Source organism: Reyranella sp. (genome assembly GCF_004296935.1).
In the GTDB taxonomy this organism is placed as follows: domain Bacteria; phylum Pseudomonadota; class Alphaproteobacteria; order Reyranellales; family Reyranellaceae; genus Reyranella.
Genome location: NZ_SCVH01000153.1, coordinates 1 through 10543 on the forward strand (window position 1 = coordinate 1; position 10543 = coordinate 10543).

At 65.1% G+C, this 10543-nt stretch carries 12 protein-coding genes and 1 tRNA gene; 5 read left to right on the top strand and 8 right to left on the bottom strand.

Going from position 1 to position 10543, the window contains the following annotated elements:
- Nucleotides 1–58 precede the first annotated feature (58 nt).
- Nucleotides 59–151: transfer RNA gene (locus tag EPO55_RS22025), tRNA-Ser, on the bottom strand.
- Between the two features lie 150 nt (nucleotides 152–301).
- On the opposite strand from EPO55_RS22025, the gene argE reads away from it, so the two are divergent.
- Both argE and EPO55_RS22035 read left to right on the top strand, forming a co-directional pair.
- Entirely contained in the window at nucleotides 302–1471 is a 1170-nt protein-coding gene (argE, locus tag EPO55_RS22030; RefSeq protein ID WP_296339450.1) for an acetylornithine deacetylase, read from the top strand.
- Nucleotides 1472–1783: 312 nt separating this feature from the next.
- Entirely contained in the window at nucleotides 1784–2275 is a 492-nt protein-coding gene (locus tag EPO55_RS22035) for a hypothetical protein (RefSeq protein ID WP_296339452.1), read from the top strand.
- Here the strand turns inward: EPO55_RS22035 and EPO55_RS22040 are convergent.
- From EPO55_RS22040 to EPO55_RS22055, 4 genes are all read right to left on the bottom strand, one after another.
- Nucleotides 2272–2697 (bottom strand): DUF3574 domain-containing protein, encoded by a 426-nt coding sequence (locus EPO55_RS22040; protein WP_296339454.1) that lies wholly within the window; start codon nucleotides 2695–2697, stop codon nucleotides 2272–2274. The genes EPO55_RS22035 and EPO55_RS22040 overlap by 4 nt on opposite strands.
- 12 nt (nucleotides 2698–2709) lie before the next feature.
- Nucleotides 2710–3336, bottom strand: a complete 627-nt coding sequence (locus EPO55_RS22045) for a glutathione S-transferase N-terminal domain-containing protein (protein ID WP_296339456.1) — start codon at nucleotides 3334–3336, stop codon at nucleotides 2710–2712.
- Nucleotides 3337–3378: 42 nt separating this feature from the next.
- Nucleotides 3379–4056: a DUF2076 domain-containing protein gene (locus EPO55_RS22050; RefSeq protein WP_296339458.1), complete on the bottom strand. Its 678-nt coding sequence runs from the start codon at nucleotides 4054–4056 to the stop codon at nucleotides 3379–3381.
- A 94-nt stretch (nucleotides 4057–4150) separates the two neighbouring features.
- Entirely contained in the window at nucleotides 4151–4864 is a 714-nt protein-coding gene (locus EPO55_RS22055) for a glutathione S-transferase N-terminal domain-containing protein (RefSeq protein WP_296339459.1), read from the bottom strand.
- A gap of 164 nt (nucleotides 4865–5028) precedes the next feature.
- Between EPO55_RS22055 and EPO55_RS22060 the strand changes: the two genes are divergently transcribed.
- Nucleotides 5029–5550, top strand: coding sequence for a DUF1993 domain-containing protein (locus EPO55_RS22060; RefSeq protein WP_296339460.1), 522 nt, complete (start codon nucleotides 5029–5031; stop codon nucleotides 5548–5550).
- Between the two features lie 10 nt (nucleotides 5551–5560).
- On the opposite strand, the gene EPO55_RS22065 is transcribed toward EPO55_RS22060, so the two are convergent.
- Nucleotides 5561–6862 (bottom strand): serine hydrolase domain-containing protein, encoded by a 1302-nt coding sequence (locus tag EPO55_RS22065; protein ID WP_296339461.1) that lies wholly within the window; start codon nucleotides 6860–6862, stop codon nucleotides 5561–5563.
- A gap of 101 nt (nucleotides 6863–6963) precedes the next feature.
- The gene (locus EPO55_RS22070) at nucleotides 6964–8046 is read right to left on the bottom strand and encodes a cyclase family protein (RefSeq protein WP_296339463.1); all 1083 of its coding nucleotides are present in this window, start codon (nucleotides 8044–8046) and stop codon (nucleotides 6964–6966) included.
- A gap of 116 nt (nucleotides 8047–8162) precedes the next feature.
- On the opposite strand from EPO55_RS22070, the gene EPO55_RS22075 reads away from it, so the two are divergent.
- Nucleotides 8163–9197, top strand: coding sequence for a GTP-binding protein (locus tag EPO55_RS22075; RefSeq protein WP_296339464.1), 1035 nt, complete (start codon nucleotides 8163–8165; stop codon nucleotides 9195–9197).
- Nucleotides 9197–9667 (top strand): hypothetical protein, encoded by a 471-nt coding sequence (locus EPO55_RS22080; protein WP_296339465.1) that lies wholly within the window; start codon nucleotides 9197–9199, stop codon nucleotides 9665–9667. The genes EPO55_RS22075 and EPO55_RS22080 overlap by 1 nt, the downstream gene beginning before the upstream one ends.
- A 39-nt stretch (nucleotides 9668–9706) precedes the next feature.
- On the opposite strand, the gene EPO55_RS22085 is transcribed toward EPO55_RS22080, so the two are convergent.
- Entirely contained in the window at nucleotides 9707–10333 is a 627-nt protein-coding gene (locus tag EPO55_RS22085; RefSeq protein ID WP_296339467.1) for a glutathione S-transferase family protein, read from the bottom strand.
- Nucleotides 10334–10543: the final 210 nt, after the last annotated feature.

Here is a 10543-nt window from a genome sequence, read left to right on the forward strand (position 1 = left end):
AGCCTGGTCATCGCAATCAAGATGAGCTTCGGGATTTCGGCGGGCTAGTCCGGGGTAATGGCGGAGAGGAAGGGATTCGAACCCTCGATAGGGGTTTACCCCCTATAACGGTTTAGCAAACCGCCGCCTTCGACCGCTCGGCCACCTCTCCGCAGTCCGTTAAGACCCCGGCGATCGAAATATCCACGACGGATGCGCGGCGGTTCTAGCGGGGGGCTCCGGGGGTGTCAAACAACCCCGCAATTTCGCAAGCAATATCAGGCTCTTGGCGGCCCGGCACGGGGTGTGCGACGGTGCCGGCATGAATTCATCCGCCCCCTCTTCCATCGACATGCTCCAGCGCCTGGTGGCCTTCGACACCACCTCGCGCAACTCCAACCTGGAGCTGATCCAGTACATCCAGGGCTACCTCGGCGAGCACGGGGTCAGGAGCACCCTGGTGCCCAACGAGGAAGGCACCAAGGCCAACCTCTACGCCTCGATCGGGCCCGACGCGCCGGGCGGCATCGTACTCTCGGGCCACACCGACGTGGTGCCGGTCGACGGCCAGGCCTGGGTCACCGATCCTTTTACGCTCAGCGAAAAGCCCGACGGCAATCTCTACGGCCGCGGCACCTGCGACATGAAGGGGTTTGTCGCCACCTGCCTGTCCCATGTCCCCGCCTTCCAGCGCGCGCGCCTCAAAGTGCCGATGCATTTCGCCTTCAGCTACGACGAGGAGATCGGCTGCCTGGGCGCTCACTCGCTGGCCGAGAAACTGATGGGCAACGTGCCCAGACCGCAGGCGGTGATCGTGGGCGAGCCCACCATGATGGGCGTGGTCAATGCCCAGAACGCCGGCGGCGGCCACGTCGCCATCTTCACCGGCGTCGAAGCCCATTCCTCGATGACCCATCTCGGCGTCAGCGCCATCCACTTCGCCGGCGACTTCATCCACTGGCTGAACGAACTGCAGGTCGAACTGGCCGAGCGCAAGCGCACCGACATCGACACCGTGCCCGGCCACACCACGATCAACGTCGGCATCGTCGCCGGCGGCACGGCCGGCAACATCCTGGCCCGTGAATGCACGCTGCGCTGGGGCTACCGCACCTTGCCCGGCGACGACGCCTGGGAAGTCCAACGCCGGGCCGAGAAATACGTCGCCGAACTTCTGCTGCCCAGGATGAAGGCCAAGCATCCCGACGCCAACATCACACTGGAGCGCCGCTCCTTCGTGCCCGGCCTGAAACCCGAGGAGAACGAGGAAGCGGCCAGGCTCGCCCTGCAATGGAGCGGCGGCAACCGCACCTACGCCGTGCCCTACGGCACCGAGGCCGGCATCTTCCGCGGCCACGGCATCCCGACCGTGATCTGCGGCCCCGGCGACATCTCCCAGGCGCACCAGCCCAACGAATTCGTCGCCAGATCGCAGATGGATGCCTGCGATGCCTTCATCGCCAGAATGATCGGCTGGGCGGAGCGGCAGTAGACCGAACATCGGGCGTTCTGAAGTTTGGTCGCTCGGCGACTCGCGATGCCCTCCTCAACGCCTTGATCCGGCTCGGCTAATCGCCTCTGGTGTCGGACTCGGCGTGTCCGACAACGACGACATTTCGCGACAGCACCCCTCTATTTCCTATCGAACGCCAAAAGTCCCAGGGAACAAGCTTTCTGTTCGCCCTTTCTTTCGTCTATTTCCTATCACGAGCCGATCAAGCCGTCAAGCCAGGCGTGGCACGGACATTGCGACGGGAAAGTCGCGCCGCCATGATGGGCGAAGCAGCAGAGAAAAGGCCTCGTCATGATCCTGGGAATGTCGCTCTCGACCTTCACGACCTTGCACGTCGTGCTGAGCCTGATCGGAATCGCATCGGGCGTCGTCTGCCTGTTCGCCATGACGGGCTCGCGGCTTCCCGCCGGGTTGACGATGACCTTCCTGCTCACCACGGTCGCCACGAGCGTGACCGGATTCTTCTTTCCCAACCTCAAGATCGGGCCGCCCGTCATCTTCGGCGTCGTCTCTCTCGTCGTGCTGACGCCGGTCCTGCTGGCGCTCTATCAGTACCGGCTGGCCGGGCCGTGGCGCTGGATCTACATCGCGGGCGCTGCCTTCGCGCTCTGGCTCAATTCGGTCGTGGGCGTCGTCCAGGCTTTCCAGAAGCTCGCCTTCCTGAAGCCGCTCGCGCCGACGCAATCGGAGCCGCCGTTCCTGGTGGCGCAGGTCGTCGTCCTGGCGATCATCGTCGGGTTGACCGTCCTGGCGTTGAAGCGGTTCCATCCCGCGACGGTCTAGAGCCCGGCGCACACCGCGTGTTCGGTGCGGAAGACGCTGTTCTGGGCAAAGCGCCTGTTGTAGGCGTCGATGATCGCCACCACCTTGGGCTGGTGCGCCGGCGCATCAAACACAACGATGATCAGCAGCTTGGTCCTCTCGCGTTCGACCGAACCTGAGGCCCCACGCGACTGGCCCGCCACATTGATCACGCTGAGCCCGTCGGGAAAGCGCGGCGTCACCTCCTGGGCAACGAACGTGGCCCACTCGGCTTCGCTCACCATGCCGCCCGGCTTGTCGCGGCCGAAATAGAGGTTGAGCGCGAGGGCGGGCTTGAGCGGCGCGGCGCAGGACGCCGCCACCTGCGGCGGCTGAGATTGTGCACTGGTTTGCGCGCAAGCGGAGAGAAGGCCGAGGACGGCCAACAGAGCAAGCCTGCGCATGTGCATGATCCTTTAATTCAGGTACGGCACCGACATGCCCTTGGTCACGGCGGGACGGGCGTTGACGATGTCGTACCAGCGCTTGACGTTGGCGAAGTCGGCGAGGTTCACCGTGTGCCATTCGTGGCGCGCCGCCCACGGGAAGATCGACATGTCGGCGATGGTGTATTCCTCGCCGGCGACGAAGGCATTGCCCGCGAGCTGCTTGTCGAGCACACCGTAAAGGCGCTTGGCCTCGTCGACATAGCGCTTGATGCCGTATTCGATCTTGGTGGGGGCTGCGCGCAGGAAATGATGGGCCTGGCCCAGCATCGGGCCGAAGCCGCCCATCTGCCACATCAGCCACTGCAGCGCGTCGTAGCGCTTGGTGGCATCGGCCGGCATGAATTTCTTCGTCTTGTCGGCGAGGTAGATCAGGATCGCGCCGGATTCGAACAGGCTATAGGGCTTGCCGCCCGGACCGTCGGGATCGACGATCGCGGGAATGCGGTTGTTGGGGCTGATGCGCAGGAATTCGGGCTTGAACTGCTCGCCCTTGGAAATGTCGACCTTGTGCACGCTGTAAGGCAGCCCGCACTCCTCGAGCATGATGGAAATCTTGCGCCCGTTCGGCGTGCCCCACGTATGAAGTTCGATCATCTCGTCATTTCCCCGTTCATTGCGAAATTCCTGCAAGTCCGTTCAGGCGAAGCTGTCGTCGTCCCCGCCGCCCATGTCCTGGCCTGCGTCCTCGTCGTAGGACGCCGTATCGTAATCCTCCGACGCGCTGCCATCGGCCGCCTGGCTGTCGTCCTGCGCCATCGCCTGCTGCTGTGCGTCGGGCACGGCGCCCGTCTGGCCCGCGGCCTGCTGCTGGCCGAACGGATTGCTTCCCATCATGCTGCGGATGCCCTCGAACAGCAGGGCACCGCCGGCCACGCCGGCTGCCGTCGCCATCGCCGTGCGCAGGAAGCTGCCGCCGGCGGGCGCGGCCGCCGGAGCCACCGCTGCCTGCAGCGGCGAACGCGTCGAGGGCACGGAAGACCGCGGCGCGGACGGCGCACCGCCTGCCTGCGAGTCCCCCGCTTGTGAGCCCGCTGCTTGTGAACCCCACGGGCTGATCCTGGGCGCGCTGCCCAGGAAACCCGCCGCCGCGGGCGCGGCCTTCGCCTTGGCTTCGAGTTCGGCGATGCGCTCCTGCGCCGCCTTCAGGGCCTGCTCCTGGACCAGCACGGTCTGCACCAGCAGATAGGGCGCCGCCGGCTGGCGCGCGACCGAGCTCGAGATCAGCGCCTCGGCCTCGGGATCGCGCGGCTGCGATTCGAATTGCTGGATCCGCCCGAACAGGCCGGAAATAAGGTCGCGTTCTTGGCTTTCCATGGCAGTGCCTCCCGCCCCTCCCAATCCCATTCAATCTCGCTTGGGGGGCTCCGCCAACGTGGTTGTCCGTCGGCGGAGCGTCAAGGGCTCGGGGTCAGCGCACCACGGAGGCTGTCTGGCCGAACAGGATCTTGCGCTGCTCCTCGGTGTTGATGCCCGGCGTCTTGCGCAGTTCGGCGCCGGCGGCCTTGCCCTTGACCACGGCAGGGCGCTCGCCCGTTTCCTCGAACCACTTCTGCAGGTTCGGAAAGTCCTCGAGCTTCTGGCCGAAGTTCTTGAAGCCCACGACCCACGGCCAGATCGCCATATCGGCGATCGAGTAGGCGCCGGCCACGAACGGCCGGTCGGCCAGCCGCTTGTTCAACACGCCGAACAGGCGATTGACCTCGTTGCTGTAGCGGGCCTGGCCATAGGTGAGCTGCTCCGGCGGATTGAATTGCGGCGCATACATGTTGAAGTGGTTCGCCTGCCCCGCCATCGGGCCGAGGCCGCCCATCTGCCAATTGACCCATTGCAGCACTTCGTATTTGCCGCGCAGGTCGGCGGGCAGGAACTTGCCCGCCTTCTCGGCCAGATACTGAAGGATGGCGCCCGACTCGAAGACCGAGACCGGCGCGCCGCCGCCGGGTGGGTCGTCGTCGACGATCGCCGGCATGCGGTTGTTGGGGCTGATCGCCAGGAACTCGGGCTTGAACTGCTCGCCCGTGCCGATGTTCACCGGCACCAACTTGTAGGGCAGGCCGCATTCCTCGAGCATGATGGAAATCTTCCAGCCGTTCGGCGTCGGCCAGTAGTGAAGGTCGATCATGTCGGTTTCTCCCGAAGAGGATTGAATTGGCGCGGAGACTAGACGATCGGGCAGAAGGTGCGAAGAGATGAAGCGCTCATGCCCTCATGAGGAAATGGCTGTTTCACGACGGTCGGGAGTGAGAATATTTGTCGTGAAAATTCATCGGGGGAGGATTCTTAGCCATGGCCGTTTCACTTTATGACCTCAGTGTGACCAACTATCTCCAGACGCTGGGAGGCATGGAGGGATTCCTCGGCCGCGGCCTCGCCCACTTCCAGGAAAACAAGATAGATCCCAACGAGATCGTCGAGACGCGTCTCTACTCCGACATGCTGCCGTTCCGCTTCCAGGTCCTGGCGACCGCGCATCATTCGATCGGCGCGATGCGTGGCGTGAAGGACGGCCTGTTCGCGCCGCCGGCCCAATTGCCGCCGCTCGACTATGCCGGCCTGCAGAAGGCGGTGACGGAAGCGCGCGAGGCTCTGCAAAAGTTGACGCCCGCCGACGTGAATGCGCTCGAAGGCAAGGACGTCACCTTCCAGATCCGCGACACCAAGATACCGTTCACGGCGGAGGGGTTCGTGCAGTCCTTCTCGCTGCCGAATTTCTATTTCCACGCCACCACCGCCTACGACATCCTGCGGTCGAAGGGCGTTCCCCTCGGCAAGCGCGACTTCCTGGGCAGGATGCGCCTGAAGGCGTGACGGCTCCCGGTCAGTTGACCATCGCCTGATAGACGAGATCACGCATCAGGTAGCGGTAGCGCAGGCGCGCCGCCGGCGACTGCATCATGTAGACGACGAACAGGCGCTCCTTGGGGTCGTGCCAGAAGTAGGTCCCGTAGGCGCCGCCCCAGTAGTAGTCGCCGGGTGTTCCCGGCAGCGGATTGCGACCGACGTCGGTGCGCACGGCAAAGCCCAGGCCGAAGCCCTGGCCCATGCGAGCGCTGGGCTCGAGCGCCGCGAAGCGCCACATGTCGGCACCCATCTTGATGTCCGGCGGCAGGGCGTCGGCGGTCATCAGGTCAATGGTCTTGCGCGAGATCAGCCGCACGCCGTCGAGTTGGCCGCCATTGGCGAACATCTGCAGGAAGCGCGCGTAGTCGGCCGCGGTCGAGACCATGCCGCCGCCGCCCGATCTCCAGGTGAATTTCTCCGTGACATCGGGAACGGCCGGAACCTCGTTCTTCGGCCCCTCCTTCATCGGCCTGGCGCCGCGCGCCTTCTTGTCGGCCGGGACCTCGAAGGCAGTGTCGCCCATCTTGAGCGGCTTGGTGATGCGCTCCTCGATGAACTTGTCGAGCGGCATGCCCGAGGCGACCTCGACGACGCGGCCCAACAGGTCGGTCGACATGGAATACTCCCAGGTCGTGCCGGGCTGATAGAGCAGCGCCAGCCTGGCGAGCTTTTCGGCCATCTCGGCGTTGCTCTGGCCGCGATCGTTCACCTTCATGTCGAGGTAGGACTGCTTCACCGGATTGGCGCCGATCGCACCGTAGGTCAGGCCCGAGGTGTGGCGCATCAGGTCCTGGACCGTCATCGGACGCGCCTGCGGCTCGAGCGCGATCTCGACCGTGCCGTCGTCCTTCTTCTTCGGCACCGCGACCTTGGTCTCGGCGAAGGCCGGAATGTAGCGCGACACCGGATCGGCCAGCGTGAGCTTGCCCTCCTCCATCAGGATCATCGCCGCCACCGTGACGATGGGCTTGGTCATCGAGGCGATGCGGAAGATGGTGTCGTTGGTCATCGCCACCTTGGCTTCCTTGTCGCGGAAGCCGAAGGAGTCGAACATGACGACCTTGCCGTTGCGCACGATCAGCACCACGGCGCCCGGCAGCTCGTTGTTCTTCACGCCCTCGTTGATCCGGTCGCTCAGGTTCTTGAGGCGCGTCGACAGGAAGCCGACCTCTTCCGGCGATTGCGCCTTGGGAATGCCCTGCGCACCGGCCGGTCGGGCCACGGGCAGTGCCATGCCGAGCACAAGCGCCGCCGCGGCGGCTGTACGGAACATCGTCATGGTCTTTCCTCCAGATTTCCTGGGCCGCATCAAAGCAAAACGCCCCCGCTTGCGCGAGGGCGTTTCGGAGCGCGAGCCGCCGTGCGGCCCGGTCACGCGTCTCACGTAACGGCGATGGGCCCGCCGTTCGATCCCGTCGCGCCCTTGATGGGGGCCGGCGAGAAGATATAGGCGAACTGGTACTTGCGGTCGGCGATCAGGGCCGTGAAGTCCAGGTTCTCGTGGTTGAAGATGCCGTTCTTGGTGATCAACTCGCCATGCACCGGGAACGCCAGGTTCTTGTCGGGGTTGGGAACGACTTCCGTCGCCCACTGGTCGCCGCCGGTGAGGCAGACGCCCTTGTCGATGCACCATTTGGCCACTTCGAGGCCGATGCCGGGCTCGCCGCCGTTGAACTTGTCGTTGTTCTTCAGCCACAGCTTACCCCAGCCAGTGTTGAAGAAGACGGCGTCGCCTTCCTTGACGTCGGCCTCGGTCATGCCCTGCTTCTGCAGGGCCGCGCGCAGGTCGGCGACTTTGATCTCCTCGCCGGCCTCCATCATCTTGCCCTTGACCGCCTCAACGTCGAACAGGTGGCCGCGTGTGAAGAACGGCTTCACGTGCTCGACGCCGATCTTGGCGAGGCCATAGGCGCCGCCGATCTCCTGCTCGGTGTGGCCGTTGTAGTAGCGCATCTCGTTCTTGTCGCCGTCCTTGCCCATCTGGATGCCGATGTGGCCCAGGCCGTCGAACTGCGTGCCGGTCTGGCCGATCTCGGTGGCCAGGAACTCATCGTGATAGATCAGCTTGTTGGCGCCGAACGGTCCGCCGGTCGGCGAGCCGGGAATGCGCATGGTAAAGGCCCGCTCACCGAACTTGGGCATGCCCGATTCGTACATGCGGCCGATGCGGTAGATCTTGCCGTCCTTGATCAGCTTGGCGGCATCGAGGACCTTGGCCGGCGTAATCCAGTTGGAGGCGCCGGCAACGTCGTCCTTGCCCCACTTGGGATGCGGCCACCAAGGCGCGGCCGAAAGCGCCGGCGCCTGCGCCACCTGCTGCGCATGTGCCACGCCCGCGACCAGCGTGCCGGCCGCGACCGCGCCGCCGACCAGGCCAGCGGTCAGGAAGGCACGACGATCTTCGTCGACGCCCTGCGCCGATTGCTTGAGCTCTTCCTTGTCCTGCAGATATCTCGCGTCCATGGTCGTCCCTCCTTTGTTATCGTTTATTGGGAAAGCGTCCCGCCGCGGCGGTTTATCGTCAAGCCAAAGTGGCGGAGTTACATTGTTACATATGCAAAAATGCTGAGGTTCCCGTCATGAGCCTGTTCGATCGCGACAAGTCGGCCGAGCGCCTGCCGGTGGCGCTGATCACCGGTTTTCTCGGCAGCGGCAAGACCACGCTGCTCAATCGCGTGCTGGGCGATCCGCGCATGGCGCGCAGCCTGGTGCTGGTGAACGAGTTCGGCGAAGTGGGCCTGGATCACCTGTTCATGGAGCAGGTCGGCGGCGACATGGTGCTGCTGCAGTCGGGCTGCGTCTGCTGCACCATCCAGGGCGATCTCGACCGCACCCTGCGCGACATCGCCCGCCGCCGCGCGGCCGGCACGGCGCCGCCGTTCGACCGGGTGCTGCTCGAGACAACGGGCCTCGCCGATCCGGCGCCGATCCTGCAGCTCCTGCTCAATCATCCCATGATCAGCCACGACTACCGGCTCGACGGCGTGATCGCGACCGTCGATGCCGTGAACGGCGCCCGCCAGCTCGACGAACATCCGGAGGCGGTGAAGCAGGCCGCGGTCGCCGACCGTCTGCTGATCAGCAAGACCGATATCGCCGAGGTCGATACCAACGCCCATCTGCGCGCGCGCCTGGAAAATCTCAACCCGGGCGCGGCGCTCTACGAGATCGTGCAGGGCGAGATCGACCCCGCCCTGCTGTTCGATTCCGGGCCGTTCGATCCGGCCGGCAAAAGCGACAGCGTCCGCGCGTGGCTCGGTGCCGAGGCGCATGACCATCACCATCATCACGTCGACCGGTCCCGCCATGACGCACACATCGGCTCGTTCTGCCTGACCTTCGAGGAGCCGCTCGACTGGGACCGCTTCAACCGCTGGCTGATGGCGGTCCGCGCCTCGTGGGGCGACCGCCTGTTGCGCGTGAAGGGCGTGCTGAATGTCGTGGGCGAGGACCAGCCGCTGGTCATCCACGGCGTTCATCGCACCTTCCATCCACCCACCCTGCTCGCCCGCTGGCCCGACGCCGAGCGGCGCTCGCGGCTGGTGTTCATTACCCGCGACCTCGACCGGCAGAGCGTCGAGGAAAGCTGGAAGCAGATGGTGGAGGAAGCCTGATGCGTTTTCTTGTCCTGGCCTCTGCCCTTGCCCTGGCGGGCATCGCCCTGCCAGCGTCCGCCCAGACGGAGATCAAGTCGACCTGCTTCTGCCAACTCGGCAACGATCCCAAGCAGTTCACCGCCGAAGTGGCGGTCACGGACGGCAATCGTGCCGCCCTTGCCAGGATGATGACGGCCGGCGACTTCGATTTGCGCAAGACAGTGAAAGTGACCGGCGACGGATGCGCCCCGGCCGAGTGGCGCAGGAACCGCCTGTGCGGCAGCACTTCGGTGACGACGACGAAACCCGACGGCACACGCGACAGCAAGTCGTTCGACAATACGCCCGTATCGGGAACCAAGACCCTGCGGATCACCAACACCGGCAACATGCCCCGGAAGTCGGGCACGCCGTCCGGCCAGTTCGTGCTCGACGAGGATCGCTGGGCGAAGGTCCAGATGATCCTGGTCGGCGGCCGCGAGGAATGACGATGGACCGGGCGGCAAGCCGCCCGGTCCCTCCGTCCCTCAGGCCGCGTCCTGCTGCGGCAGCAGGTCGGCGTACTTCTTGAAGCCGGGCAGCTTCTCGACCCGGCCCATCCACGCCTTCACGTTGGCATAGGGCGCGAGATCGATGGCGCCCTCCTCGGCATAGGCGACGTCGCCGTAGACCGCGACGTCGGCGATGGTGGCCTCATTGCCGACCAGGAAGGACGACTTGGCGAGCGAGGCGTCCAGCACCTTCAGCGCATCGTTGGCGAGGCCGGTGTAGAGCTGCAGGACGTTGTCCTCGGCCTTCATGAAGCCCCTCTTGATGGCGCGCGGGCGGTAGACGTTGGGCGCCAGGCGGTCGAATTCCCAGAACAGCCACTCGCGCACGCGCGCCTTCTCCTCGGCGGTCTTGCCGCCCATCTTGCCGAACTTGTCGGCGAGGTAGAGCAGGATCGAGCCCGACTGGCAGAGCTTGAGGTCGCCGTCGACCAGTGCCGGCACCTGGCCGTAGCGGTTGACCGCGAGATACTCCGGCTGCTTGTGGGCGCCGGCGCGCAGATCGACGTGCTTGTAGGCGAAAGCCTGCCCCATCAGCGAGAGCGCGAGCCCCGCCTTGTAGGTCGGGCCGCTCAGCCAGATACCGTAAAGCGTCATCTTGGACATGTTTCCTCCAGTGGAACGGTGAACGGCGCGGCATTAGCATGCCGCCTGCGGACAAGCATCCCACTTGAGCGTGAGGCCGTTGTGCCTGTATGACCGGGCATGAAAATTTCGGCCCGCGACATCGATCATCTCTCGGTCAGCCACACTGACTTCGAGGCCACCGCCACCAAGCTGGAACAGCTCGGCTTCAAGCTGACGCCGGAGGGGGTG

Coding starts and splice junctions, on each gene's coding strand:
- argE (WP_296339450.1), top strand. CDS start 302: ATGAATTCATCCGCCCCCTCTTCCATCGACATGCTCCAGCGCCTGGTG.
- EPO55_RS22035 (WP_296339452.1), top strand. CDS start 1,784: ATGATCCTGGGAATGTCGCTCTCGACCTTCACGACCTTGCACGTCGTG.
- EPO55_RS22060 (WP_296339460.1), top strand. CDS start 5,029: ATGGCCGTTTCACTTTATGACCTCAGTGTGACCAACTATCTCCAGACG.
- EPO55_RS22065 (WP_296339461.1), bottom strand. CDS start 6,862: ATGACGATGTTCCGTACAGCCGCCGCGGCGGCGCTTGTGCTCGGCATG.
- EPO55_RS22055 (WP_296339459.1), bottom strand. CDS start 4,864: ATGATCGACCTTCACTACTGGCCGACGCCGAACGGCTGGAAGATTTCC.
- EPO55_RS22045 (WP_296339456.1), bottom strand. CDS start 3,336: ATGATCGAACTTCATACGTGGGGCACGCCGAACGGGCGCAAGATTTCC.
- EPO55_RS22070 (WP_296339463.1), bottom strand. CDS start 8,046: ATGGACGCGAGATATCTGCAGGACAAGGAAGAGCTCAAGCAATCGGCG.
- EPO55_RS22040 (WP_296339454.1), bottom strand. CDS start 2,697: ATGCGCAGGCTTGCTCTGTTGGCCGTCCTCGGCCTTCTCTCCGCTTGC.
- EPO55_RS22080 (WP_296339465.1), top strand. CDS start 9,197: ATGCGTTTTCTTGTCCTGGCCTCTGCCCTTGCCCTGGCGGGCATCGCC.
- EPO55_RS22075 (WP_296339464.1), top strand. CDS start 8,163: ATGAGCCTGTTCGATCGCGACAAGTCGGCCGAGCGCCTGCCGGTGGCG.
- EPO55_RS22050 (WP_296339458.1), bottom strand. CDS start 4,056: ATGGAAAGCCAAGAACGCGACCTTATTTCCGGCCTGTTCGGGCGGATC.
- EPO55_RS22085 (WP_296339467.1), bottom strand. CDS start 10,333: ATGTCCAAGATGACGCTTTACGGTATCTGGCTGAGCGGCCCGACCTAC.